Raw genomic sequence first — 26130 nt, forward strand, 5'->3', positions numbered from 1 at the left:
CCGCAAGGAGTACGCCTATGCGTCGCGTCGTCATCACCGGGATCGGCATCGTCTCGCCCATCGGCAACTCTCCGGCCGAGGTCGAAGCAAACCTTCGCGCCGGAAAGTCCGGGATCATCTTTGCCGAGGACTATGCCGAACACGGCTTCCGCAGTCAGGTGAAGGGCCAGCCCAACATCAATCTGGAAGAACAGATCGACAAGCGCGACCTGCGCTTCATGGGCGATGGCGCGGCCTACAACTTCATCGCCATGCGCGATGCGATCGCCGACAGCGGTCTGGAAGAGAAGGACATCTCGAACGAGCGCACCGGCATCATCGTCGGCTCGGGCGGCCCATCGACCAAGTCCTTCTACCGGGCCCACAACATCGTGCGCGAAAGCGGCAGCCCCAAGCGGATCGGGCCGTTCGGCGTGACCAAGGGGATGTCCTCGACCAACTCCGCATGCCTTGCCACGCCGTTCAAGATCAAGGGCGTGAACTATTCGATCACCTCGGCCTGCTCGACCTCGGCGCATTGCATCGGCAATGGCGCCGAACTGATCCAGATGGGCAAGCAGGACATCGTCTTTGCCGGCGGCGGCGAGGAGTTGGACTGGACCCTGTCCTGCCTGTTCGACGCGATGGGCGCCATGTCGTCGAAGTACAATGACGCGCCGACGACGGCCTCCCGCACCTATGATGCCACCCGCGACGGATTCGTCATCGCCGGCGGCGGCGGGGTCGTGGTGCTGGAGGAGCTGTCGCACGCCCTCGCCCGCGGCGCGAAGATCTATGGCGAGGTGACAGGCTACGGTGCGACCTCGGACGGCCACGACATGGTCGCCCCCTCGGGCGAAGGCGGCGAGCGGTCAATGAAGCTGGCGCTGTCCACCCTGCCTACGGACCGCAAGATCGACTATATCAACAGCCATGGCACCTCGACCCCCGCGGGCGACGTGACCGAGGTCGAGGCGATCCGCCGCGTTTTTGGTCGCGGCAAGACGCCACCCATCGCCTCCACCAAGTCGCTGACGGGCCACTCGCTTGGCGCAACCGGCGTCCATGAAGCGATCTATTCGCTCATCATGATGAACAAGGGTTTCATCGCAGCCTCGGCCAACGTCACGACGCTCGACCCCGCGCTTGACCCGGGCGAGATCGTGACCGAGCTGCGCGAGGGTGTGAACATCGACAGTGTGCTGTCGAACAGCTTCGGCTTCGGTGGCACGAACGCCACGCTGGTGATGAGCAAGTACCTGGGCTGAACCGGGTCAGAGGGGGACGGACGGAATGGCTGACCTGATGAAAGGCAAGCGCGGGCTCGTCATGGGCGTCGCGAACGACCGCTCTATCGCCTGGGGCATCGCCAGTGCCCTTGCGGCCGAGGGGGCGGAACTGGCCTTTTCATATCAGGGCGAGGCCTTCGGCAAGCGGGTGGAACCGCTCGCAGCTTCGGTCGGGTCGGATTTCCTTGTCGATGTCGATGTGATGAATGACGCCTCGCTCGACGCCTGCTTTGCCGCGCTCAAGGAGCGGTGGGGCACGATCGACTTTCTCGTCCATGCCATCGCCTATTCGGACAAGAACGAATTGACGGGGCGTTTCATCAACACCAGCCGCGAGAACTTCCGCAACTCGCTCAGCATCTCCTGCTACAGCTTCATCGACGTTTCCCGACGTGCGGCAGAGCTGATGCCCGAGGGCGGCACGCTCTTGACTCTGACCTTCCAGGGCTCAAACCGTGTGACGCCGAACTACAACGTGATGGGTGTGGCGAAGGCCGCCCTTGAAAGCTCGGTACGCTATCTGGCCAATGACCTCGGCCCGCAAAAGATCCGCGTCAACGCGATTTCTCCGGGTCCGATGAAGACACTCGCCGGTGCCGCCATTGGCGGCGCGCGGGCGACCTTCCGCCACACCGAGTCGAATGCGCCGCTTCGTTCGAACGCGACGCTCGAAGCAGTGGGCGGCACGGCCGTCTGGCTGGCTTCGGATTACGGTGCCTTCACTACGGGCGAGGTCGTGCATGTCGATGGCGGGTTCCATGTCCTTGGCATGCCGCAGGCCGAAAACCTGTAACAAACTGATTTACTTCACTAAACCTTGGAAGAAGACACGCTCCCCGCAGGCAGGCCGTTCGGGCATCGCCTCCCTCGCCAAAGCGAACCATCGAATCTTCCCCAGACTGTGCTAGGGTTGGCTACAGGACGCCACGGTCCCGCCCGTTGATGCTGACGTGACGCCCGTTCTGTTCCAGTCGAAGCCCGTGCCACATACCGGACCGAGGGGGGGAACGATGCCCGATTCTGCTCTGCCGACATCGGAACAGTCGCTGGATCCCGACGATTGGGCGCAGGCGCGCGCCCTGGGCCGCCGGATGATCGACGACGCCACCCACCATTTGGCCAGCCTGCGCGAAGCGCCGGTCTGGCAACCGATGCCAGACGCAGTGCGTGCCGCTTTCAAGGGCGGGGTCCCCGTTGACGGGCAACCACTCGAAGAGGTCTACGATCAATTCCTCGCTCAGGTTCTGCCCTATGCGATGGGCAACAAGCATCCGCGCTTCCTGGCTTGGTACATGGGCGGGTCGAACTTCACCGGCGCGCTTGCGGATTTCCTTGCCGCGATCGACGCATCAAATCTCGGTGGCGGCGATACGGCAGCGAACCTCGTTGAAACTCAGGTGATCGACTGGTTTCGCCAGATCATCAACCTGCCGGAGGGATCAAGCGGCACGCTCACAAGTGGCGGTTCGGTCGCCAACCTGATCGGTCTGACAGTCGCACGGAATGTCATGGCCGGCGTCGATGTGCGTCTGGATGGCGTTGCGGCGATCCAACGGCCGCTGCGCTACTACGCTTCTGACCAGGTTCATCACGCCTCTGACAAGGCGATGGGTGTGCTTGGCCTGGGCGAGCGCGCCCTGCGCAAGATAGCGACGGGCCCCGACCTGCGGCTGGACATTGCCGCGCTGGAGCTGGCGATCGCCGAGGACCGGGCGGCAGGGTTGCAACCGGCCTGCGTCATCGCAACCGCCGGGACGGTCAACACCGGCTCGATGGACGATCTGCGCGCAGTCAGGGCGCTTTGCGACCGCGAGGGTCTGTGGATGCATGTCGACGGCTGCATCGGCGCACTGATTGCGATGGCGCCAGAGCACCGCGACCTGGTCCTGGGGATTGAACTGGCGGATTCGATCGCACTCGATCCACACAAATGGCTTCAGGCCCCGTTCGACGTCGGCTGCATCCTCGTGCGCGATGGTGCGCTGCACCGCACCACCTTCGTCCATCATGGCGAATATCTGGAAGAGCGCCCGCGCGGTGTCGCCTCGGGCGAGTTTCTTGCCGACTACGGCCTGCAACTGTCGCGCGGCTTCCGAGCTCTCAAGGTCTGGATGGCGATCAAGGAACATGGCGCAGCCCGGTTCGGACGGCTTATCGACCAGTCCATCGATCTGGCGCAGTATCTCTCTGCCCTGATCGACCGTGAGCCCCTCATGGAGCGTATTGCGCCGACGATCATCAACATCGTCACCTTACGATTCAATCCGGGTCAAGCAAGCGAGGCGGAGTTGCGCGCGCTGAATATCGAGATCATGCTGCGGCTTCAGGAACAGGGAATTGCCGTGCCGTCAGACACCACGGTGCATGGCCGTCACTGCCTGCGTGTCGCCATCGTCAACCATCGCACACGGCGCGACGATCTTGACCTGCTGGTGAACGAAATCCGGCGACTGGGCCGGGAGATCTATTCGCTGACCGGCGACGCGCAGGGCGCGTCTGCCTGAAGCGCCAAGGGAGGCAAGCATGAGCGGACCAAGGACCACAAAGGGGCGCGGGCGGCTGTTCGACAGCATTCTCGACACGGTCGGCGATACGCCGGTCGTCCGGATCAACAACCTCGCCCCCGAAGGGGTTACGGTCTACGTCAAGGCCGAGTTCTTCAATCCGGGCGCCTCGGTCAAGGACCGGCTGGCTCTGAACATCATCGAGGAAGCCGAACGCAGCGGCGCGCTGAAACCCGGCCAGACCGTGGTCGAGGCCACGAGCGGCAATACCGGGATTGGCCTTGCGTTGGTCTGCGCGCAAAAGGGCTATCCGCTGGTCGTGACCATGGCCGAAAGTTTTTCGATCGAACGCCGAAAACTGATGCGGATGCTCGGAGCCAAGGTCGTGCTTACTCCCCGCGCCGAAAAGGGCACGGGCATGTACAACAAGGCGGTTGAGCTTGCCGAAAAGAACGGCTGGTTCCTTGCCCGCCAGTTCGAGACCTCGGCCAATGCCGACATTCACGAGGCGACGACCGGACGAGAGATCGTCAATGATTTCAAAGGAAAGCAGCTCGATTACTTCGTGACCGGCTACGGCACCGGCGGCACGGTGACGGGGGTGGCGCGCGTCCTCCGCAAGGAGCGGCCCGAGGTGAAGATCGTGCTGTCGGAACCGGCCAATGCCGCGCTCGTCTCGTCCGGCACGCGGCAGCCGCGGGGCAAGATGAACGCGCCGGCGGCCAGTCATCCGTCGTTCCAGCCGCATCCGATCCAGGGCTGGACACCCGATTTCATCCCCTGGGTGCTTCAGGAGGCGATCGACGGCAAATACTATGACGAGTTGATCCCCGTCCCCGGCCCCGAAGGCATCAAATGGGCCAAGGCGCTGGCACAGAAGGAAGGCATCTTCACCGGGATCTCAGGCGGGTCAACCTTTGCCATCGCCATGCAGATCGCCGAGAAGGCAGCGCCCGGATCGGTCATCCTCGCCATGTTGCCCGACACCGGCGAGCGGTATCTTTCGACGCCGCTTTTCGATGGTATCGAGGCCGAGATGGACGAAGAGGAGATCGCGCTGATGCGCTCGACACCCGGCTACCAGATGGGCTGAACTGGCCGGCAGGACAGTCGACGAGCCGCGAAATCACGCCGGCTCGTCGGTCTCTGATCGCTCTGGCGCGGCGCGTTGTCGCGAATTTGCTTGCCTTTGGGGCCGTCTTTGCTCATTTTCGCTGCGCGACGTTATCCTATCGACCACTGTCTTCCTGTTCAGGCTGCAGTCATTCGATCGTGCACTGACTAGCCGGGCCGCCGCAGTCCCGCGGGCGGCATGACCAGAGGAGACTTCACGATGGCCAAGGGCACCGTGAAATGGTTCAATGAAACCAAAGGCTACGGCTTCATTGCCCCGGAAGGCGGCAAGAAGGACGTGTTCGTTCACATCACCGCGCTCGAGCGTGCCGGCCTGCGTGGCCTGAAGGACGGCCAAGCCGTGACCTTCGACATCGAAGCCGGCCGTGACGGTCGCGAATCGGCGACGAACCTCTCGCTCGCCTGAGCCTTTGCACGAGGTTTCCACGAGAAGCGGGCTTCGGCCCGCTTTTTCATTTCCGGCACTCAGAACCGGAAGTTCAGCCGGCTGTGCAGGGCGTGTTCCATGCCCACGCGCAGCGACGTCACCGTCGCAGGCGCGCGCAGCAGGATCGGTGCGCGACGATCGGCAGGAAACTCCTGCGTCTGGCAGCTGGCCGAGGTCAGGATCATCGGCATCCGTTCCGCCACCATCCCCAGCATAGCAAAGGCGCGCCGCCCCGCCTCAATTCCACCGAAGGCGTCGCAATCCATAACGAACAAGTCCCAGTCCGCTGGATCGCTGATCACCGCGTCCAGCGCAGAGTAAAGCTCAACCTCGTGATCGACGCGTCCGCCAAGACCGGCAATGCGGCGAAACAGGGCCTCATTCTCAGCGGGCGCCAGGAGCAGCACGCGCGCACCGAGGCCAACCAGCCCCGCGCCGTCCTGATCCTGATGACGAATAGCCCGCATGAAATTGCTCCGCTGCCGATTCCCGTCGGCATTAGCAACAGTCCTAAACGGTGAGGGTGGCTGAAACTTGGATGAAATAGGTCATTCCCGGCCAGTGAAATGGGGGAATTGGCCCAGATTGTGGCGAAGTCGGGGAAACAATCGCGTAAAGGTTGAATGATTGTCCGCGTTGCGCAAACTCTAGTGGCGCCCTGCCCGGATCACGTCGGCCCCACGCCATCCCATGAGCATTGCTGGTGCGTTGGTATTGCCGCCGATCAGCGTCGGGAAGGCCGAGGCATCGCAGACCCGCAGCGCCTCGACCCCGAAGACCCGCAGCGCCGGATCAACCACCGCTGTCGCCTGGTCCCGCCCCATGCGGCAGGTGCAGGAGGGATGGTAGACGGTGCCGGACCGGGCGCGGAAATCGGCGATCAGCTGCTCATCGGTCCGGCAATCAGGACCTGGTCGCAGTTCCTCGGCGATCAGGTCGGCGAGCGGCTTCTGCGCGGCGATCTTGCGAATGAACTTCACCGCCGCCAGCATCTCCTCGACGTCGGTATTGGTAGAGTAGGCATTCGCCACGATTTCGGGATGCTGGTCGGGATCGCGCGAGCGAATGCGGATATGGCCCCGGCTGGTCGGGCGGCAGTTCGACAGGCCGATCGACATGCCAGAGAAGGGGTCGGGCGACAGGATCGGCCGTTCGCCCACCCGCGGCAGCAGCGTCGAGAAAGCCTGGAAATAAAGCTGCATGTTCGGACGCGGCTGCGACGGATCGGTGCGGAAGAACCCGCCCCCCTGGTTGATCGACATCGAGAGCGGCCCCGTGCCGGTCAGCAGGTATTGCAGCCCGACCTTCAGCTTGCCCCACCACGGACGCAACTCGTCGTTCAAGGTCGGCACCTTCATCCGGTAGGTGTAGTTCAGCCCCTGGTGGTCGTTCAGGTTGGCGCCGACATTGGGATTGTCGCGCAGCACCGGGATGCCCAGCCCTTGTAAGAGCGCCCCCGGCCCGATCCCCGACAGTTGCAGCAGTTGCGGCGAGTTGATCGCGCCCCCGGCAAGGATCACCTCGCCGGCCGTGCGGATCACCTTCCGCTCGCCACCCCGAACCACTTCGACCCCGACCGCCCGGCCTTGCTCGACCACGACGCGCGTCACCAGCGTCCCGGTCATCACCTCGACATTCGGCCGTTTCATCGCGGGCCGCAGGAAGGCTCGCGCCGCCGAATTGCGCCGCCCGCCCTTGACCGTCAGTTGATAGGTGCCGACGCCTTCCTGCTCTGGCCCGTTGAAATCCTCGACCCGGGGCAGACCGGCCGCCTCGGTGGCCGCGATATAGGGCTCGACCAGCGGATGCAGGCCGCGCCGGTTGGCCGAGATGAACAGCGGCCCGCCCTTCCCCCGCCAGGCGTCACCGCCGGCCTCGGTATCTTCCATCGCCTTGTAGGCCGGCAGGACCTGCTCCCAGCCCCAGTCCGGGCCGGCGATGGCTTCCCAGTCGTCGTAATCGCTCTGGTGGCCGCGGATATAGACCATTGCGTTGATCGAGGACGACCCGCCGAGGATCTTCCCCCTCGGCCAGTGATCCCGGTTCCCGGCAAGGCCAGGATCGGGTTCGGTCTTGTAGAGCCAGTTCACCGCCGGGTCGTAGAAGAGCTTGCCATAGCCAAGCGGCATATGGACGAAAAAGCGCAGGTCGGTCCCGCCCGCCTCGATCACCAGCACCTTGGTCCGGCCATCTGCGCTGAGCCGCTCAGCCAGGACCGAGCCGGACGATCCCGAACCCACGATGATGTAATCCGCGCCGTCCACCTGATTGCCCCTTGGCCATGTTGCCCGTGACACTAGCGGCTGGAAGCTCGCAATCCTTGCGGAAAGCGACAGAGAATGTCGCGGAACTCGCATGACCAGACGACAAATCTGGCGCTACCGGCCTGCTTCCAATTCCGCGAGGGTGAGCTCACAGGGTTGACCGGAGTAAAACCCCTTCAGCACCGCCGCAAAAGCCTCAGGCGCTCCAGGCAGAGCAGCGAACAGGGTCATGCAGGACCGTAGCTTCATCGCATCAACCAAGCCAAGTATGTCCTCGGCTGTCCGCCCCTTATGCGTCAGGATTGCCGCGGTGGCCTCCAGAAGGCGCACGCCAAGAATGGGATGGTCGAGATACTCCGCTGCTTCCGCCAGATCGCGGATGCCATAGAACTTTGCGGTGGCAGAGCGCCCAAGGCTCGCCAATTGCGGAAAGACGAACCACATCCAGTGGGTCGCCTTCCGCCCTGCCCGAAGCTCATTCAGCGGCGCAGGCCAGATGCGGTCCTGTGCCACGGTAAAGCGCTCGATCGCCATGGTTGTCCCTGGTGAGGTAACCATCCGGAACCAAGCACAACAAAAAAGAGGAGGAAGTCAAAGACCTCCTCCTGCCAGCCGCGACGACAGGGAAAGACGCGGACTGTTCCCAAGGCAATCGTTCGAGGAGCTCCTTCGTTTCCGGGCGCGACCGTTGCGTCCGGAAACGCCGAAGTCATAGGATCACCGCCCCTTCCAGACCGGATCGCGCTTCTCGGCAAAGGCGCGCGCCCCTTCGAGTTGGTCTTCGCTCGAATAGAGCTTGTCGACCGTCGGCATCTGCCGCTTGGTGATGCGGTTCAAGGCATCCTGGAAGCGCATGTTCTCGGCCTCACGCACCACTTCCTTGATCGCGGCGTAAACGAGCGGCGGCCCGCTTTCGAGAAGACGCGCGAGTTCCCAGGCCTTGGGCAGCAGGTCCTCAGGCGCGGTGATCTCCTTCACGATCCCCCATCGCAGCGCCTCTTCCGCATCGAACCAGCGCCCGGTCAGCAGAAGGTCCATCGCCACATGGTAGGGCATGCGTTTCGGCAGCTTGATCGAAGCGGCATCGGCGACCGTGCCGGACCGGATTTCCGGCAGCGCGAAGGTCGCGTTCGACGAGCACAGGATCAGGTCGGCCGAGATCGCCAGCTCCAGACCGCCGCCGCAGCAGATGCCGTTCACCGCCGCGATCACCGGCTTGTTGAGGTTCGGCAGTTCCTGCAGGCCCCCAAAACCGCCCACGCCATAATCGCCATCGACGGCATCGCCATCGGCCGCAGCCTTCAGATCCCAGCCGGGGCAGAAGAATTTCTCGCCCTCGGCCCGGATGATCGCGACGCGCAGGCTGTCATCGTCGCGGAAGGACCGGAACACCTGCCCCATGATCCGGCTGGTCTTGAGGTCGATCGCGTTGGCCTTGGGCCGGTCGAGCGTGACCTCGAGGATCGCACCCTCGCGCCGGGTCTTGATTGGGCCTTCGGTCGGAAAGAAGAGGTCGTTCACGGCTGGTCCTCCCAGATGACTGCGTCCACCGCCACGGCACCGCTTTCGCGGACCATCAGCGGGTTGATCTCGATTTCCTTCAGATGCGGTTCGACCGCCATCAGTTCCTGCAGCCGGACCGCCGCCTGGACGATGGCCGCCACATCGGCGCGCTTGCGCCCGCGATAGCCGTCCAGAAGCGGCCAGAGACGCAGACGTTTCAGCGCCGCCGCAACTTCATCCTCGGTAACCGGCGCAACCAGAGTGACCGTATCGGCCAGCACCTCGGCGGTAACGCCGCCCATGCCGATGGTGATGGTCATGCCATAGACCGGATCGCGGCGCAGGCCGAGCAGCACCTCGCCCACGGCCCCCGTCACCATCTCCTCGGCGAGGTAGCCGGTCGCGCCTGCCATCTCGGCCTGACCGTCAAGCGAGGCCAGCCCCAGGCGCACCGCCCCGGCCTCGGTCTTGTGGGCAAAGCCCATGCCCTTCAGCGCGAAGGGCGCGGCGATCTCGCCGACCTTGGTCTTCAGCGCGTCCAGCGTGGGGGCCGAGACGCCCTTGGGCACCGTCACCCCAGCCGCCGCAAGCTTCAGCTTCGCCTCGCCCTCAGGCATCAGCTGCGCATTCGCCGCCTCCGGCGGAGCGGGCCAAGGCCTCCAGCCCGCACGTCCGGCGGGCGTCTGCGCCGCCTTGATCGCGCCGAGTGCGCTTTCCAGCCCCATCAGCGTGACCACACCGTCCGCCATCATGCACTCGGCCCGATCCTCCTCGAAGTTCTCGGGAATCGAGGCCACCGGGAAGGCCGGCTTGCCGGTGGTCTTGTGCGCCGACACGATCGCGTCCATCGCCGGCTGGTACCAAGCCGGGTCGCAGCGGTCGGGGCGCGGCGGGTCGATGATGTAGATGCCCGCGTCATAGCCCGCGAGCATGGTGGTGAAGACATCGGTCGTCCGTGGCCCGTCGCCCCAGATGAAGGTGTGGTAGTCAAGCGGGTTGGCGATCGCGACGATCGGCCCGAGGATCTCGCCCAGCCGCTGCCGCTGCGCGTCGGAGGGCGGCGGAAAGTCGATCCCGGCCGGCTCGGCCAAGTCCGCCACCAGCCCCGCCTCGCCGCCCGAGCAAGACAACGAGCAGAGCCGCGTCCCAAGGCCCGGCCCATAGCCATGGTAGATCTTCAGCGTCTCGAGGAGTTCGGACAGCGTGTTGACCTCGGCCACGCCGGCCTGGCGCAGGAAGGCCGACGATGCGGCCCCGCCCCCGGCCAGCGACGCGGTATGCGATGCGGCGGCAGTGCGGCTCAGCTCGGTCTTGCCCGACTTGATCGCGACGATGCCCTTGCCCGCCTTGCGCGCCGCCTCGACCAGTCCGGCAAAGGCGGGCGCATCGGCGATCCCCTCGATATAGAGGCCAAGCGCCGTCACCCGCTCGTCTGCAAGCAGCGCACCTGCAAGCTCCGACAGACCCACCTGCGCGGCATTCCCCAGACAGGCGACATAGGCGACCGGCAGGCCGCGCTTCTGCATGGTCAGGTTGATGACGATATTCGAGGACTGGCTGAGCAGAGCCACGCCCCGCTCGACCCGCTTGCCGCCATGCTGGTCGGGCCAAAGAAGCGCACCGTCGAGGTAGTTGATGACGCCATAACAGTTGGGGCCAAGGATCGGCATGTCGCCCGCCGCCGCCACGAGTTTGGCCTGCAGGTCGGCCTCGCCCGCCTCCTCCCAGCCGCTGGCGAAACAGGTCGCCCCGCCCGCCCCCATGGCCGCGAGTTCCGCCACCACATCGAGCGTCGCATGACGGTTCACCCCGATGAAGGTTGCGTCGGGCACGCCCGGCAGGTCACCAAGCGAGCGGTAGCACTTCACGCCGCCAATCTCGTCCCGAGTCGGGTGGACGGGCCAGACCGGGCCGTCGAAGCCCATCTTCTGGCATTGCTCGACGACGTTCTTCGCCCAGCTCGAGCCGAGAACTGCAATGGACCTTGGGCGGAGCAGGCGGGAGAGATCGCGTGTCATGCCCGTCCTCCTTCAGCGGAGATGTCGCAGGAGGGCCGTCTGCCCCCCTCGCCCCTGCGGGGCTCACCCCCCGAGGATATTTGAAAGCAGAAAATGGAGCGGAAGGAGCCACGGGGAACGTCCTGCCCCCGAAGAGGCAGGACGCCATTTCCCGCTGCGGTCATCGGCGTCCCCGCCTGTACCGCCCAGTCAGTTCGTCCGATTCTGCTTAAGGATTGGTTACGGTTCACGTCGTGCATTTTCTGCTCACAAATATCCTCGGGGGTAGTCGATGGTTCGCCATCGGTTCAAGAACCATCGGCTACGGGGCAGACAGCCTCCGCTCGCGGCCGGTCAAGGGCGCGGCGGCGCCTTGCCATGGCCATCCAGATGGCCCAGATCGCGCTCGGGCCAGAGCACATCGCGCACGCGGCGCTTCAACTCGGCCGCATCGGGGAAACCGCCATCGCGCTTGCGGTCCCAGATCACCGCGCCATCGATCCGGATCTCGAAGATCCCGCCGGTGCCGGGCACCAGCGAGACCGAGCCGAGATCGGGGCCGAAGCTCGACAGCAATTCCTGCGCCATCCAGCCCGCACGGAGGAGCCAGTTGCATTGGACGCAGTAGCTGATGGTGATCGCGGGCGCCGCCATCGGTCAGGCTCCGAGCGGGCGGAGGAGTTCGCGGCTGATGATGTGGCGCTGGATCTCTGACGTGCCTTCCCAGATCCGCTCGACCCGCGCATCGCGCCAGATGCGCTCCAGTGGCAGTTCATCCATCAGGCCCATACCGCCATGGATCTGGATCGCCTCGTCGGCGATGAAGGCCAGCGCCTCGGTCGCTTTGAGCTTGGCCATCGACATGTCGGCCTCGGTCACCGTACCCTGGTCGAACTTCCAGGCGGCCTCCCAGGTCAGCAGGTTCGCGGCCTTCAGCGCCAGTGCCATGTCGGCGAGCTTGAAGGATATCCCCTGGAACTTGCCGATCTGCTGGCCGAACTGCTTGCGCTCGGCGGCATAGGAGAGGGCATGGCCGAGCGCACGGTCGGCGCGGCCGAGGCAGGTCGAGGCGACCTGCAGGCGCGTCGCGCCGAGCCAGGTGTTTGCCACCTCGAAGCCCTTGTGGACCTCGCCCAGCACCTGATCCTTGGGGATGCGCACGTCGTCGAATTCAAGAACGGCGTTGGTGTAGCCGCGGTGGCTGACGTTGCGGTACCCCTCGCGGACGGTGAAGCCCGGGGTGCCCTTGTCGACGAAGAAGGCGGTGATGAGCTTCTTCTTGCCGCGCGGCGTGTCCTCTTCTCCGCTCGCCATGAAGCAGATGGCGAAGCCCGCGATATCGGCATGGCTGATGAAGTGCTTGGTGCCGTTCAGGATCCAGTCTTCGCCGTCCTGCCGGGCCGAGGCCTTCATGCCGCGCAGGTCCGACCCGGCGCCGGGTTCGGTCATGGCGAGGCAGTCCCAGGTTTCGCCCCGAATGCAGGGCATCAGGTATTTTTCGCGCTGCTCTGGCGTGCCGGCGAGCAGGATGTTCGAGGGCCGCGCTACGCAGGTCCAGTGCAGCGCATAGTTCGCCCGGCCGAGTTCCTTTTCGTAAAGCAGCCAGGACAAGGTATCGAGGCCCGCGCCGCCGACCTCGGCCGGCATGTTGGCGGCGTAGAGGCCCGCCTCCATCGCCTTCTTCTGCAGCTCCTTGATGAGCTCTATCGGCAGCTTGCCGCTACGCTCCACCTCGATCTCGTGCGGGTAAAGCTCGGTCTCGACGAAGCTCCGCGTCGTCTCGACGATCATCTTCTGCTCTTCGGTCAGGCCGAAATCCATTTGGTCACCTCAGGGGTCAACGTTGTAGGTCATGCCGTCCACCGCCAGCGCTTGGCCCGAGACCATGCGCGCCGCGTCGGAGGCGAGGAACAGCGCCATCGCCGCCACATCCTCGGGGTCGGACAGCCGTTTCAAGGCGGTGCCCGAGGCATAGCCTTCGCGCACGGCGTCCGGGGTCATGCCCTTGGCGGCGGCTTCGGCCTCGATCACCCGGTCGATCCGGGGGCCGTTGACGCTGCCGGGGCAGATGGCATTGGCGCGGATGCCATGGGGGCCAAGCTCCATCGCCACGGTCTTCATCAGGCCGATGACTCCCCACTTCGCCGCGACGTAAGGCGCGCGGAAGGGCGTGCCGTAGAGGCCTGAAGTGGAGGAGGTGAAGATGACCACGCCCGATTTCTGCGGCACCATCAGCCGCGCGGCGTGTTTCGCCGCGAGCAGTGCGCCATCAAGGTTGACCGACAGGCACTGGTGCCACTCGCCCAGATCCATGTCGGCCACCGCGGCGGTCGGCCCCTTGATCCCGGCATTGGCGCAGACGACGTCAACGCCGCCCCAGTCGCGGGCAATCTCGGCGAAGAAGGCTTCCATCTGCTCTTCATTCGCGGCATCGACCTGGCGGCCCTCGATCCCCTCCGGCAGGTCGGCAAGAGCTCCCGCGTCGACATCGGTCACCCGAACGCGGGCGCCGATCCCGGCGAAAGCCTTCGCCATCGCCAGACCGATCCCCGCCGCTCCGGCGGTGATGACGACCCGCTGTGCCATGTCAGCGTTTCATGCCGATTGCGCGACCGGCATCGGCCGGTCTGGGCAGCGCCTTGTGCGCCTCGAAGATCGGCAGGAGCTTGGCCAACACCTCGGGGACTGCCGGGCAGGTTTTGCCGGCCTTCATGTCGACATGCAGACACATCTGCTCGACCGTGGCCACGACGTCCTCGCCGCGCCGGATGGTGATGTAGTGGTGCAGCCGCTTCTCGTCGGCGTGCAGCACCTGCAGCGTGCCCGTCAGCCGGTCGCCGAGCTTGGCCTCGCCCTTGTGCAGGATGTGGCTTTCGGCGGTGTAGTAGCTGTGGCCTCCGGCAACATAGTCCATGTCGGCGCCGATCAGGCGCAGGAAGTTGTCGCAGGTCTCGGAGGCCGCGTAGAGGTAGCGGCTTTCGGTCATGTGGCCGTTGTAGTCGATCCAGCCCGGCAGGACCTGCATCTGCGCCATCACGAGCGGCGCACCGAAGGCGGTCGGGGCTGCCCGCAACTGCTCGGCCAGACGCGCATCATGCTCCTTCAGCACTCGTCCAGCGCCCCAGTCGCGGTCCTTGAGCGCCCGCATGAAGCCGACGAGGTTGCTGTCGCGGATGCGTTCGAGTTCGCGGATGCCATATGCACCCGACTGCGCGTCGGACTGGTTCGCCACCAGGTCCACGAGTTCCTCGTTGAACTCCGGCACGTCCATGAGCTTGGTCCAGGGCCATTTCAGCGCCGGGCCGAACTGGGCCATGAAGTGGCGCATCCCCGCTTCGCCGCCGGCGATGCGGTAGGTTTCAAACAGGCCCATCTGGCCCCAACGGAGGCCGAAACCCATGCGGATCGCCTCGTCGATTTCCTCGGTCGTGGCGACACCGTCCTTGAGCATCCACAGCGCCTCACGCCAGACCGCTTCGAGGAAGCGGTTGCCGAGGAAGGCGTCGATCTCCTTGCGGATCACCAGCGGGAACATCCCGATGTCCTTCATGATCTGCACGGTCTTGGCGACGGTTTCGGGCGAGTTCTTGTCCGAGCCGGAAACCTCGGACAGGGGCAGCAGGTAGACGGGGTTGAATGGGTGGGCGACGATGATGTTTTCCGGCGCCGGCGAGCCCTTCTGAAGGTCCGACGCCTTGAATCCGCTGGTCGAGGAGCCGATCAGCACGCCGGGATTGGCCTGCTGGAGCTGGGCATAGACCTTGTGCTTCAGCTCGATTCGCTCGCTGACGGATTCCTGCACATATTCAGCACCTTCCACGGCTTCGCTCATGGTCGATGCGAAGGACAGCTTGCCTTCCTTGGGCATCGGCACATCGAACAGCGCGGGCAGCGCGGCGCGGGCGTTCGCGAGGACCTCGTTGATCTTGCGCTCGGCCTGGGGATCGGGGTCGAACACCGCCACGTCCCAGCCGTTCAGCAGGAAGCGCGCGGCCCAGCCGCCGCCGATGACGCCGCCGCCGATGATCGCGGCCTTCCGGTTCTTGGTCATTTGGTTGCTCTTCGTAAGGTCAAGCGAGGATTGGCCGCCCCGGCGGTCGGGCTGCGGCGGCGGGGGTTCGGGTGGCTCGAAAGGCCAGTCTGGCGCAGGCGAGAGCGGGGTCGGGTGCCGGGCAAGCCGGCGGCGCGATATGTCTCCATGCCCCCTCCCCGTCTGTCTTTATTTCAGCGGGCTGCGCTGCAGCGCCGCCACGTCATAACCGTTGCGAGCAAAGACCTCGACCGCACGATCCCACTGCTGGGGCGAGAATGACCGGTCGCGGCTCAGCACCCAGCCGCCAAGGCGGTTCGGGTTGCCGACAATGATCGTGCGCCCGTCCCGCGAGATGTCGAGGACCCAGTAGCCTGCAGGAACTGGCACCCCGTCCAGACGGACCTTGAACTGGCCAGGGCCGACCAGTCGCGCCGTGCCGGCGATCTGCCAGACATGACCGGGCTGACCCTTCACCTCACACTGGTTCAGCACGCCGACCGTTCCGTCTTCGCGCGGCGTATAGGTCGCCGTCGTCAGGCCGCAGCCGCGCTGGAACTCCTGCGGGAAGCTCGCCACCTGATACCAGGTCCCTGCCAGCTGCCCCGGCTGAAGGTTCGAGACAGTAAACATCGGCTTGCCCGCCCAGCGGTTCGAGGGCCAGAAGGGTGCGCAAGCGGTCGTGGCGGTCAGGGCCAGGGTCAAGACGGCGACGGTCAGTTTCATGAGGTTCGGACTCCACGTTTGCTCAGCTTGAGCCGCGCCCGCACCTCTTCCGGCCCGATCACCCGGGCGCCGAGATTCTCGATGATGGTGACGGCGCGCTCGACCAGTTGAGCATTGGTCGCCAGCACCCCTTTGTCGAGCCACAAGTTGTCTTCCAGACCGACCCGCACGTTGCCGCCCGCCAGAACCGCCGCCGCGACATAGGGCATCTGGTGGCGGCCAAGAGCGAAGGCCGACCAGTGCCAGTATTTCGGCACGTTGTTGACCATTGCGAGGAAGGTGTTCAGGTCGTCCGGCGCGCCCCACGGAACGCCCATGCACAGCTGCACCAGAACCGGGTCAGGAATGATCCCCTCTTCGGCCAGTTGCTTGGCCAGCCACAGATGGCCGGTGTCGAAAGCCTCGATCTCGATCCGCGTGCCCGAGGCAACCATGCGCTTGGCCATGTCGCGCAGAAGCCCAGGCGTGTTGACCATCACGTAGTCGGCTTCGTTGAAGTTCATCGTGCCGCAGTCGAGCGTGCAGATCTCGGGCTGGCATTCGACGACATGGGCGACCCGTTCGGTCGCGCCGGCCATGTCGGATTTCTGCGACATGCGGTTCATCGCCTCGGTGCCGTCGAACATCAGGTCGCCGCCCATCCCGGCTGTCAGGTTCAGAACCACGTCGGTCGCCGAGTCGCGGATGCGTTCGGTCACTTCGCGGTAGAGCGCGGGGTCGCGGGCGGGCTTGCCGGTTTCGGGGTCGCGCACGTGGCAATGCACGACAGCCGCACCCGCCTTGGCAGCGGCGATGGCGCTTTCGGCGATCTGGGCGGGGCTGCGCGGCACATGCGGGCTGCGGTCCTGCGTGCCACCCGATCCGGTCACGGCACAGGTGATGAAGACCTCGCGGTTCATGGTCAGCGGCATGGGTTCCTCCTGTTTCACGTCACGTTATGCGGGCTTGCGCCGCCGTGCCGTGCGATTTACGCAATCGACATGACAAAAAGCGCAAACATCTTCTCACCCTCGCGCGAGCCGCTTTCGCTTGCCGTTCTGGTTCTGCCGCATGCCTCGATCCTGGAAGTGGCCTCGACGCTGGACCCGCTGAGGTCGGCGAACCGGCATCTGGGCGAGGAGCGGTTTCGCTGGCGGGTGATCTCGCCCGACGGGGTGTCGGTGCCGCTGACCTGCGGGATCAAGCTGCCCTCAAGCGGGCCGCTCGCCTCGGCCGAGGGGGCCGATGCGCTGGTCGTCATCGCTGGTTTTCGTCAGGCGGAGGTGGCGACAGGTCCGCTGATCCGTGACATCCGCCGGATCGCGCCGCGGTTCCGGGCGATCGGCGGGATCGATGCCGGGTCGTGGGTTCTGGCCCGCGCCGGTCTGCTCGACGGCCATCGTGCGACGGTGCATTGGGAGGATCTGGAGGATTTCGCCGCCGCCCATCCGCAGGTGGATGTGGTGCCGGACCGCTTCGTCATCTCCGGCGCCCGCTTCACGGCCGGAGGGGCAGCCCCCGCCGCCGATCTCATGCTGCACCTGATCCGCGCGCGCTATGGCGCCGCCCTCGCCCTGCAGGTCGCCGCAAGTTTCATCACCACCGCGCGCGACGGATCGGAGCCGCAGACGAGCCCGCCGACGCCAGATCCGCATCTCGACCCGCGGGTGGCGGCCGCCATCGCCCGGATGGAGGCGCGGATCGACGCGCCGGAACCGGCCGCCCGCACCGCCCGCGCCATCGGCATCTCGACGCGGAGGCTGGAGGGGCTGTTCCGCGACACGCTCGGCACCACGCCGGGGCAGCACGCGCTCGACCTGCGCCTTCAGGCAGCGCGGCGGATGCTGGTGGATACGCGCCACCCCGTGCAGGAGGTGGCGCTGCGGACAGGCTTTTCCTCGCCCTCGGCCTTTTCGCGGGCCTTCCGTCGCCGCTTCGGGATAAGCCCGCTCGATCAGCGGCGGGCCATCGCCTGACGGTCAGTCGCCCTGATTGAGCAGCACCGACGGATCACCCGACACGGGTGGGGCATAGAAGGTCAGACGGATTGCTTCCATGATGAGTTGGGGCGGTGCCATCTGGGTTGAAAGCTCGATGATCCGGGCCTGCAGGTCAGCAACCTCGGACGGCATTTCGGCTGCAAGATTGGTCGCCTCCGCCGGATCGTCCTTGAGGTTGAACAGCTCGATCGCGGGGGGCAGCGACGCTTTCCAGACGAGCTTCCAGTCGCCTTCGCGGACCGCGCCCATCAGCGGATCGACGTTGTAGACAATCTCGGTGCGCGGCGACGTCGCGCCATCGGCGATGACTGGCCACATGTCCATCCCGTCGAGCGGCTTGGATTTTGCCGTGCTGCCGCCGGCCAGATCGGCCAGCGTCGGGAACATGTCGACGACATGCATCAGCCCGTCATGCTTCCCTGGCTTCACATGGTCGGGCCAGTTGGCCAGCGCCGCGACCTTGGTCCCGCCCTCGTAGATCGTGCCCTTGCCGTCGCGCAGCGGCGCGTTCGAGGCGGGAAGCCCGCCCTCGACCTTGGTATCTCCGGCAAAAAGCGAGTTGACCACGCCGCCATTGTCGCTGTGGAAGACGATCAGCGTGTTGTCCCGCATCCCCTTCTCATCGAGCGCCTTGACGACGCGACCGACCTGGTCATCGACGACGGCCACCATCGCGGCATAGGCCTGCTTGTTCGGGTCCTTGATGTCGGGGAAGCGGTCCAGATACTCCTTGGGCGCCTGATAGGGCGTGTGGGGGGCCGTGAAGGCGAGGTAGAGGAAGAACGGCTCCTTGCCATCCTGTTCCTTGATCACCTTCACCGCCTCGTCACCGAACAGGATGTTGTCGTAGCCGGCCTCCACCACCGGCTCGTTGCCGCGATACCAGTCCGGAACGCCATGCGATTCATGGGTGAAATGGTCGATCTCGCCCACGGTCGCGCCGTAAAAGCTTTCAAAGCCCCGCTGCATCGGCCACATGTTGGCGTCAGCATGGCCGAGGTGCCACTTGCCCACCATCGCGGTGTGGTAGCCGGCATCCTTGAGCATCTGCGGCAGCATGTATTCGTCCAGCGGTACGCCATAGGTGCCAGCACCGGGGATCACGCCGATCTGCAGGCCATAGCGCAGCGGATAGCGGCCGGTCATCAGCGCGGCCCGCGTGGGCGTGCACATCGGCTGGACGTAGAAATTGGTCAGTTCCGCGCCGGTCTTGGCAAGTTCATCGAGCGTTGGCGTCGGAATCGACGAGCCCTGGTAGCCCGTATCGGCATAGCCAAGGTCGTCGGCGACGATGTAGACGATGTTCGGTCGCGGCGCATCCTGGGCGGCGGCCTGCGCCACACCAAGGGCGCAAGCTACTCCGAAAAGACGGCCAAGAACGCGGCCGGCAACGGGGAGGACTGACATGGGGTCACCATTCTTGTTGTGCTCGATGGCGCGGAACCTGCCACCGGCTGGCAGCACCGTCAATGCAACGCAGCGTGAGGGCCGATCGCCACGTCAGGCGACCCGCTTGGGCATCCGGCCTTCGAACCAGCGGTAAAGGAGCACGATCAGCCCTGTCAGGCACATGTAAACAGCGGCGAGGAACAGGAGCGGTTCGTAGATGATGAAGGTGTCCTGCCGGATCCGGCCGACCACCGCATAGATCTCCATGACCGTGATGGTCGAGACCAGCGGCGTCGCCTTCAGCTGAAGCACCGTCTCGCCGCCGATCGTCGGCAGGACGCGGTGGATTGCCTGTGGCAGCCAGATGCGGCGCAGGGCCGTGAAGCGCGGCATGCCCATCGCCCTGGCGGCTTCGAGCTGACCATGCGGCACGCCCTTGAAGGCGCCTCGCATCACCTCGCCCTCATAGCCTGCCACCGACAGCGACAGCGCCACCACCGCATAGGGCCAGGCCTGCCGCAACAGCGGCCAGAGATCGGACTCGCGGATCCAGGGGATCGAGGGGAAAAGCGAGCCGAGGCCGTAGTAGAGAAGCCAGAGTTGCATCAGCAGCGGCGTGCCGCGGATGACGGTGCAGAACACCCGTGCGGGGACGGCGAGGTACCAGGGACCGGCGGCCTGGGCCAGACCGATGGGGATCGCCAGCAGCATCCCGATCACCATCGTGACGATGGTGATCCAGATCGTGCGCCAGATGCCTTGCAGGATCAGCGTCTGGTACTTGGGATTCTCGAGCCAGGACCAGTTGAGCAGGAATATGCAGGCCAGCACCAGAGCGACCGCGATTGCGATCATCACGATGCGATGGGGCTTAAGGAAATCCGTCATCTGCTCATGACCCTCTGCCCGCGGCGCGCCCATTTCTCGATCCGGCCGAACAGCACGGTCGAGAGCAGCGAGATGGCGAGATACAGCGCCATGGCGGCCAAATAGAAGGTGAAGAAGGCCTTGGTCGTCGCCGCAGCCTGATAGGTGGCCTTGGTGAGCTCGGAAAAGCCGATCACGGCCAGAAGCGCGGTATCCTTGGTGGCGTTCAGCCAGAGGTTCGCAAGGCCCGGAATGGCGTTCGAGGTCATCAATGGAAGGGTGATGCGCCGGGCGGTCAGCATGGGCGTCATGCCCATGGCGCGGGCAGCCTCGATCTGGCCGTGCGGCACGGCCTGGATGGCCCCGCGCAGCACTTCGGTCGAATAGGCGCCCTGCACCACGCCCAGGACGGCTATACCGGTTATGAGCGGCGGCAGCACGATGCGTTCATGCCCCAGCCCGATCAGGATTTCATTGATGAGACCCGGCACGGCATAGAACAGGATCAGGATCAGGACGAGTTCGGGAACCGCCCGGACGATGGTCGTGTAGACGGCCAGCAGGTCGCGGGTGATCGGCCCACCATAGAGCTTGCCGAAGGCGCCCATGATGCCAATCGCCAGCCCGAGCGCATAGGCCCCGACCGCAATGACCATCGTGTTGGCGAGGCCGAGCAGCAGTGTCCCCCCCCAGCCGGGAGGGGACAGCGCCAGGAGTTCGAAGGGCGATGCGGCCATGGCCGCAAGGGGCATCATGGCCGGAGCGTCCTCAGTTCGACGCGCCGTAGATGTCGAACGGGAAGTACTTCGCGGTGATGGTCGCGTAGGTCCCGTCCTCGCGCAGCGCGGCGATGGCGGCGTTCAGCTTGGGCAGCAGCGGGTCGCCCTTACGCAGGCCGGCGCCAACGCCAGCCCCCAGGATCGTCGGGTCATCGGCCACGGCGCCCACGTTCTCGCAGCAGGCCTTGCCCGCATCGCTTTCGAGGAAGGCCTGGAGCGCGATCGAGTCCGCCATCACGGCATCGATGCGGCCGGCGGCGAGGTCCTGGTTGGCCTCATCCTGGGTCTGGTAGGACTTCACTTCGGCAGCGGTCGGGCCGAAATACTTGTTCACGTAGTTCTCGTGGATGGTCGAGACCTGCACACCGATGATCTTGCCGGCAAGACCTTCCGCGGTCGGCGTGATGCCCGACCCCTTGGCCGCCATGACGATAGCCGGGGTGTTGTAGTACTTGTCGGTGAAGTCGATGGTCTGCTTCCGCTCGTCGGTGATCGACATCGACGACATGATCATGTCGATCTGGCCCGAGGTCAGCGCGGGGATGATGCCGTCCCAGGCAGTCGGCGTGAGGACGCATTCGATCTCGGCCTTGGCGCAGAGCGCATTCATGAAATCGACCTCCCAGCCGACCCAGTTGCCGCTCGCATCGGGCGATGTGAAGGGCGGATAGGGCTCGGCGGCGACACCGACCTTCACCGGGTTTGCCAGCGCGGCAGTACCCATCAGCAGGGTAGCCACGAGGGTCAGGGCAAGTTTCTTCATTTCAGTTTACTCTCCGTGTTGTGATGCCGGGTTCTCAGCCCAGGCTTTTCAGGAACTTTTGCAGCCGTTCGGACCGGGGCGCGCCGAACACCTGTTCGGGCGGTCCCTGCTCTTCGACGAGGCCGTTGTACAGATACATGACGTGGTTCGACACCTCGCGGGCGAACTTCATCTCGTGCGTGACCAGAATCATTGTCCGCCCCTCGGCGGCCAGATCGCGGATCACGCTCAGGACCTCGCCCACCAGTTCGGGGTCGAGAGCCGAAGTGGGCTCGTCGAACAGCATGGCGCGCGGTTCGATCGCTAGCGCCCGGGCGATGGCCGCCCGCTGCTGCTGACCACCCGACAGATAGGCCGGATAGGCGTCCTTCTTTGCCAGAAGCCCGACGCGGTCCAGCAGCCGTTCGGCGATCGCGACTGCCTGGTCCTTCGGGACCTTTAGCACATGGACCGGAACCTCGATGAGGTTCTGCAGGATCGTCATGTGCGACCAGAGATTGAAGGACTGGAACACCATCCCTAGATGCTGGCGTGCGTGCTCGATCTGGCGTCGGTCGGCGGGCGAGCCGTCCGGACGCATCCGGATCTCTTCGCCGCCGATGATGATCTTGCCCGAGGTCGGGGTCTCGAGGAAGTTGATGCAGCGCAGCATCGTCGACTTGCCCGAACCGGAGCCGCCGATCACCGCCACGACATCCCCCTCGCAGGCGGTCAGGGACACGCCTTTGAGGACTTCGATCTCACCGAAGGATTTATGCAGGTTCTCGATCCTGATCCGCTCTGGACGCGGGCCGGACGCCTTGCCCTCTCGGGCCGTCACCGTCATTCGTGCTTCGCTCCCTGAAGCGCATATGGGGATCGGTCTTCATGCCGATTCTGACTTGCAGTAAGGCAACCCGATTGCAATTATGCAAGCGTATAATACGGAATCGGCAGGCTCTCGCGCTCAAATGACTGGCGAACGCAGGAAATTCAGGCGCGAAGGCGAGGAAGCGCGGCGCGAGGCATTGATTGCCGCGTCGCTTTCCCTTGCGTCAAAAGGTGGCGCCGAAGCTCTGACGGTGCGGGCGATCGCCGAACAGGCGGGTGTCACACAGGGTCTGATTCGGCATTACTTCCACAGCAAGGAAGACCTGACCCGGGCTGCCTATGCCGCCCTGATGGATAGGATGATCCGCACCTCGGATGCACTTCTGGCCGAGGCTCCGGCCGAGCCCGCGGCCCGGTTGGCCAGCTTCGTCTCGGCCTCGCTCCGCCCGCCGGTCATGGATACCGAGGAACTGGTGCTCTGGGCGGCCTTCCTGCACCGCCTGCGCGCCGACCCCGAGATGCGGACGGTGCACGAGACGCGCTACCTCGCCTTCCGCGACAGGTTGCAGGCGCTGATCGCAGCCGCCCTGCCCCCGGGAACGCCGCAGCACACGCTCCGTGCCCGTGCCATCGCCTGCAACGCGGTGATCGACGGACTTTGGCTGGAAGGCTCGGCCCTGCCCGAGGCGTTCGGCCCGAATGAAATCCTGACCATCGGGCTGACCTCGGTCGGCGCGATCGTCGGCTTGGACCTTATCCCCTACCTGCCGGAGGCCGCAGCATGAGATACACCACCATCACCGAACGTCTGGCCGGGCTCGGAGGGGCAAAGTGGGAGGTTCACGCCCTGGCCCGCAAGCTCAAGACGCAAGGCCGCGACATCATCGAATTGACCATCGGCGAGCCTGACGTCCCGACGCCGCCCGAGCTGATGGAGATCGCCGGCACGTCCATGCGCGTGGGCCGCACCGGCTATTCAAATGGCCGCGGTGAACCCGCGCTTCTGAAGGCCCTGTCCGACCGCTACACCGCCCGTCGCGGCCGCAAGATCGGGACCGACCAGATCATGTGCTTCCCCGGCACGCAGACGACCCTGTTCGCTGTGCTGCACGCCCTTGTCGAACAAGGCGACGAGGTGCTGATGGGCGACCCGATGTACGCGACCTACGAAGGCCTCGTCGCCGCGACCGGGGCGACGCTCGTGCCGGTGCCGCTGCGGCCCGAGCATGGCTTCCGGATGCAGGCCGCGGATGTCGAGGCGCGCGTCACGCCACGGACACGGCTTCTGTTCCTGAACTCGCCCCACAACCCGACCGGCGCAGTCCTGACACCCGCCGAAATCCTTGCCCTTGGCGAAGTCGCGAAAAAGCACGACCTCTGGATCCTCTGCGACGAGGTCTACGAGGATCTGGTTTTCCCCGGCACGAAGTTCACCTCGCCGCTGGATTTCCCCGATCTGGCCGAGCGGGTGATCGTTGCCTCCTCGATCTCCAAGTCCCATGCCGCGCCCGGCTTCCGCTCAGGCTGGTGCGTCGGCCCGGCAGAGTTCTGCGCCAAGCTCCTGCCCCTGTCAGAGACCATGCTGTTCGGCAATCAGCCCTTCATTGCCGACATGACCGCCGAGGCGGTGTCGAAGCCTTCGCCCGTTGCCGCCGGTATGGTCGAGCGGTTCCAGCGCCGCGCTTCGTTGATCCACGACCGGCTGGATGGTGTTGCGGGCCTGCGCGTCCAACGCCCCGAGGCGGGAATGTTCGCCCTGCTCGACGCCCGCGCGTCAGGCATGACCGGCCGTGACTTCGCACTGGACCTTCTGGAGCGCGGTGGCGTGGCGCTGATGCCGGGCGAAAGCTTCGGCGAGGCTCTTGGCGGCTGGCTGCGGGTTGGCCTGACCCAGCCGGACGAACTGATCGCGGCTGCCTGCGACCGGATCGCCGCGCATGTCGGCCGCCTGCAAGGGGAAGCGGCATGATACCCCGAATTTTCTGCGACAATTCATTAGCTTCTCAGGAATGCGGAAGGTTGCGCTGATGGCCCGCGAAATCGCATTGAATGCGCCCACCGTCGGGCAGGCGCTGGTTGCCGGTCTGAGACTGCGCGGCGTCGAAGTCGTCTTCGGCATTCCGGGGGTCCATACGATCCAGCTCTACCGAGGCCTGGCTGGTGGCGCGATCCGCCATGTGATCCCTCGTCACGAACAGAGCGCAGGCTTCATGGCCGACGGCTATGCGCGGGCCTCCGGCAAGCCGGGGGTCGCTTTCGTCATCACCGGGCCGGGACTGACCAATGCGATCACCGCGATGGCGCAGGCGCGGGAGGACTCGGTGCCGATGCTGGTGATCTCGGGCGTCAACCATCGCGACAGCCTCGGGCGCGGCCTTGGCCATCTGCATGAATTGCCCGATCAGCGGGGTATGATCGCGACCCTCTGCCCCTCGATCCGCATCGAGGCGCCCGACCAGATCGAGCCGGCGCTGACCCGTGCCTTCGCGCATTTCAGCAGCGAACGTCCCGGCCCCTTCCATATCGAGGTGCCGCTTGACGTGATGCCGCTGCAGGCACCGCCGGCTCCGGACAAGGCGCCCCTGCCGGCGCTGCCGCCACAGGCCGACAGTGCCGAGATCGATCGGGCCGCCGCGCTGCTGAACGACGCCAAACGGCCGGTGATCCTTGCGGGTGGCGGAATGCGCAAGGCCGAGGCCGCGCTACGCGCGCTGGCAGAGGCTCTGGATGCACCGGTCATCACGACGACCAATGCCCGCGGGCTGATACATGGCCATCCCCTGCTTGTGCCGGCCTCGCCCAGTCTAGACGCGCCACGCGCGCTGATGGCCGCGTCCGACAGGCTGCTCGCGCTTGGCACCGAGTTCGGGCAGACGGACTATGACATGTATGTGCGCGGCGGCCTGCCCGAGATGTCGGGCATGATCCGGGTCGATGTCGACGCAGCGCAGCTGGCGCGCCAGCCAGCCGCGCTTGCCATCTGCGCCGATGCTGGCGCCGTCGCGCGGGCACTGATGTCCCATATCCGGCAGAAGGCCGCAGATGGTGCCGCCCGTGCGGCCGCAACCCGCAGCGCCGCCCGCGCCGAACTGCCAGAGTACATGCAGCCGCAACTGGCAGTGGTCGAGGCGATCCGGGCCGCAATGCCGAATGCCCTCATCGTCGGCGACAGCACCCAGCCCGTCTATGCCGGAAACCTCTACTACGACCATGACCGCCCCGGCGGCTGGTTCAACGCTGCGACCGGCTACGGCGCGCTCGGCTACGGCCCCGGCGCCGCGATCGGCGCGGCCATTGCCTGCCCGGAGGCGCAGGTCGTCTGTCTGATAGGGGACGGCGGGTTGCAGTTCTCGCCCGCCGAGCTTCGCGTGGCGCGGGACGAAAACCTGCCCGTGACCTTCCTAGTCTGGAACAATTCCGGCTACCGAGAGATCGCCAATGCTTTCCGCGACGTGGGCGCCGAGGTCATCGGCTGCGACCCCTCGCCGCTGAAGCTTGACGCCTTCGCCGCCGCCTGCGACCTGCCCTTCGCCTCGGTTTCCGATGATGCCGAAGCGGTGCGCGAGGCGCTCGCCCGGCCTTCGTCCGGCCCGCGACTGATCGAGATCCGCGTCAGCCAGTGACCCCTGCGGGCCCCGGACGCCGCGCCGGGGCCGCGCAGTTTCCTTCGAAGGAATTCGCCAAGAGCCT

25 protein-coding genes are annotated in these 26130 nt (G+C 65.5%); 9 read left to right on the forward strand and 16 right to left on the reverse strand.

Going from position 1 to position 26130, the window contains the following annotated elements; all coding sequences use genetic code 11:
- Positions 1 to 17: 17 nt before the first annotated feature.
- The 5 genes from fabB to L0V05_RS07375 all read left to right on the forward strand — a co-directional run bounded on the left by fabB (position 18) and on the right by L0V05_RS07375 (position 5312).
- Positions 18 to 1247, forward strand: coding sequence for a beta-ketoacyl-ACP synthase I (gene fabB, locus L0V05_RS07355; RefSeq protein WP_234869471.1), 1230 nt, complete (start codon positions 18 to 20; stop codon positions 1245 to 1247).
- Positions 1248 to 1272: 25 nt separating this feature from the next.
- The gene (locus tag L0V05_RS07360; RefSeq protein ID WP_234869472.1) at positions 1273 to 2061 is read left to right on the forward strand and encodes an enoyl-ACP reductase FabI; all 789 of its coding nucleotides are present in this window, start codon (positions 1273 to 1275) and stop codon (positions 2059 to 2061) included.
- Between the two features lie 217 nt (positions 2062 to 2278).
- The gene (locus L0V05_RS07365) at positions 2279 to 3772 is read left to right on the forward strand and encodes a pyridoxal phosphate-dependent decarboxylase family protein (RefSeq protein ID WP_234869473.1); all 1494 of its coding nucleotides are present in this window, start codon (positions 2279 to 2281) and stop codon (positions 3770 to 3772) included.
- A 19-nt stretch (positions 3773 to 3791) separates the two neighbouring features.
- On the forward strand, positions 3792 to 4865 hold the full coding sequence (cysK, locus tag L0V05_RS07370; protein WP_234869474.1) for a cysteine synthase A: 1074 nt from the start codon (positions 3792 to 3794) through the stop codon (positions 4863 to 4865).
- Between the two features lie 240 nt (positions 4866 to 5105).
- Positions 5106 to 5312, forward strand: coding sequence for a cold-shock protein (locus L0V05_RS07375; protein ID WP_108436549.1), 207 nt, complete (start codon positions 5106 to 5108; stop codon positions 5310 to 5312).
- A 59-nt stretch (positions 5313 to 5371) separates the two neighbouring features.
- Here the strand turns inward: L0V05_RS07375 and L0V05_RS07380 are convergent, their stop codons facing one another.
- The 11 genes from L0V05_RS07380 to bcoG all read right to left on the reverse strand — a co-directional run bounded on the left by L0V05_RS07380 (position 5372) and on the right by bcoG (position 16764).
- Positions 5372 to 5800, reverse strand: coding sequence for a hypothetical protein (locus tag L0V05_RS07380; RefSeq protein ID WP_234869475.1), 429 nt, complete (start codon positions 5798 to 5800; stop codon positions 5372 to 5374).
- A 180-nt stretch (positions 5801 to 5980) separates the two neighbouring features.
- Positions 5981 to 7597: a GMC family oxidoreductase gene (locus L0V05_RS07385; RefSeq protein ID WP_234869476.1), complete on the reverse strand. Its 1617-nt coding sequence runs from the start codon at positions 7595 to 7597 to the stop codon at positions 5981 to 5983.
- 114 nt (positions 7598 to 7711) lie between these two features.
- Complete coding sequence (locus L0V05_RS07390; RefSeq protein WP_234869477.1) at positions 7712 to 8131, reverse strand: DUF1810 domain-containing protein; 420 nt, start codon at positions 8129 to 8131, stop codon at positions 7712 to 7714.
- A 183-nt stretch (positions 8132 to 8314) separates the two neighbouring features.
- A complete protein-coding gene (locus tag L0V05_RS07395) occupies positions 8315 to 9118 on the reverse strand; it encodes a carnitinyl-CoA dehydratase (protein WP_234869478.1) in 804 nt (267 codons plus the stop codon).
- Positions 9115 to 11118: an acetate--CoA ligase family protein gene (locus L0V05_RS07400; protein WP_234869479.1), complete on the reverse strand. Its 2004-nt coding sequence runs from the start codon at positions 11116 to 11118 to the stop codon at positions 9115 to 9117. Before L0V05_RS07400 ends, L0V05_RS07395 begins: the two co-directional genes overlap by 4 nt.
- 333 nt (positions 11119 to 11451) lie before the next feature.
- Entirely contained in the window at positions 11452 to 11751 is a 300-nt protein-coding gene (locus tag L0V05_RS07405; protein WP_234869480.1) for an Rdx family protein, read from the reverse strand.
- A 3-nt stretch (positions 11752 to 11754) separates the two neighbouring features.
- Positions 11755 to 12918, reverse strand: a complete 1164-nt coding sequence (locus L0V05_RS07410) for an acyl-CoA dehydrogenase family protein (protein WP_234869481.1) — start codon at positions 12916 to 12918, stop codon at positions 11755 to 11757.
- 9 nt (positions 12919 to 12927) lie between these two features.
- Positions 12928 to 13683: an SDR family oxidoreductase gene (locus L0V05_RS07415; RefSeq protein WP_234869482.1), complete on the reverse strand. Its 756-nt coding sequence runs from the start codon at positions 13681 to 13683 to the stop codon at positions 12928 to 12930.
- Between the two features lies 1 nt (position 13684).
- The gene (locus L0V05_RS07420; RefSeq protein WP_234869483.1) at positions 13685 to 15148 is read right to left on the reverse strand and encodes a carnitine 3-dehydrogenase; all 1464 of its coding nucleotides are present in this window, start codon (positions 15146 to 15148) and stop codon (positions 13685 to 13687) included.
- Positions 15149 to 15316: 168 nt separating this feature from the next.
- Positions 15317 to 15853, reverse strand: coding sequence for a lipocalin family protein (locus L0V05_RS07425; protein WP_234869484.1), 537 nt, complete (start codon positions 15851 to 15853; stop codon positions 15317 to 15319).
- Positions 15850 to 16764, reverse strand: a complete 915-nt coding sequence (gene bcoG / locus L0V05_RS07430) for a 3-dehydrocarnitine:acetyl-CoA trimethylamine transferase BcoG (protein WP_234869485.1) — start codon at positions 16762 to 16764, stop codon at positions 15850 to 15852. The genes L0V05_RS07425 and bcoG overlap by 4 nt, the downstream gene beginning before the upstream one ends.
- 69 nt (positions 16765 to 16833) lie before the next feature.
- Between bcoG and L0V05_RS07435 the strand changes: the two genes are divergently transcribed.
- On the forward strand, positions 16834 to 17808 hold the full coding sequence (locus L0V05_RS07435; protein WP_234869486.1) for a GlxA family transcriptional regulator: 975 nt from the start codon (positions 16834 to 16836) through the stop codon (positions 17806 to 17808).
- A 3-nt stretch (positions 17809 to 17811) separates the two neighbouring features.
- Here L0V05_RS07435 and L0V05_RS07440 read toward each other — a convergent pair whose 3' ends face one another.
- From L0V05_RS07440 to L0V05_RS07460, 5 genes are all read right to left on the reverse strand, one after another.
- Complete coding sequence (locus tag L0V05_RS07440; protein WP_234869487.1) at positions 17812 to 19239, reverse strand: arylsulfatase B; 1428 nt, start codon at positions 19237 to 19239, stop codon at positions 17812 to 17814.
- A gap of 93 nt (positions 19240 to 19332) precedes the next feature.
- On the reverse strand, positions 19333 to 20109 hold the full coding sequence (locus tag L0V05_RS07445) for an ABC transporter permease (RefSeq protein ID WP_234869488.1): 777 nt from the start codon (positions 20107 to 20109) through the stop codon (positions 19333 to 19335).
- Positions 20106 to 20843, reverse strand: a complete 738-nt coding sequence (locus L0V05_RS07450) for an ABC transporter permease (RefSeq protein ID WP_234869489.1) — start codon at positions 20841 to 20843, stop codon at positions 20106 to 20108. Before L0V05_RS07450 ends, L0V05_RS07445 begins: the two co-directional genes overlap by 4 nt.
- 13 nt (positions 20844 to 20856) lie before the next feature.
- Entirely contained in the window at positions 20857 to 21630 is a 774-nt protein-coding gene (locus L0V05_RS07455) for a transporter substrate-binding domain-containing protein (RefSeq protein WP_234869490.1), read from the reverse strand.
- 34 nt (positions 21631 to 21664) lie between these two features.
- Positions 21665 to 22456, reverse strand: a complete 792-nt coding sequence (locus L0V05_RS07460; protein WP_234869491.1) for an ABC transporter ATP-binding protein — start codon at positions 22454 to 22456, stop codon at positions 21665 to 21667.
- Positions 22457 to 22580: 124 nt separating this feature from the next.
- Here L0V05_RS07460 and L0V05_RS07465 point away from each other — a divergent pair, with 124 nt between their 5' ends.
- From L0V05_RS07465 to L0V05_RS07475, 3 genes are read left to right on the forward strand one after another with little or no spacing between them, the layout of a single operon-like run.
- Entirely contained in the window at positions 22581 to 23225 is a 645-nt protein-coding gene (locus tag L0V05_RS07465; protein ID WP_234869492.1) for a TetR/AcrR family transcriptional regulator, read from the forward strand.
- Positions 23222 to 24409, forward strand: a complete 1188-nt coding sequence (locus L0V05_RS07470; protein ID WP_234869493.1) for a pyridoxal phosphate-dependent aminotransferase — start codon at positions 23222 to 23224, stop codon at positions 24407 to 24409. The genes L0V05_RS07465 and L0V05_RS07470 overlap by 4 nt, the downstream gene beginning before the upstream one ends.
- A gap of 40 nt (positions 24410 to 24449) precedes the next feature.
- Positions 24450 to 26063 (forward strand): 5-guanidino-2-oxopentanoate decarboxylase, encoded by a 1614-nt coding sequence (locus tag L0V05_RS07475; RefSeq protein ID WP_234869494.1) that lies wholly within the window; start codon positions 24450 to 24452, stop codon positions 26061 to 26063.
- Positions 26064 to 26130 lie beyond the last annotated feature (67 nt).

This window comes from Alitabrizicola rongguiensis, from assembly GCF_021491355.1.
Taxonomy (GTDB): Bacteria; Pseudomonadota; Alphaproteobacteria; order Rhodobacterales; family Rhodobacteraceae; genus Aliitabrizicola; species Aliitabrizicola rongguiensis.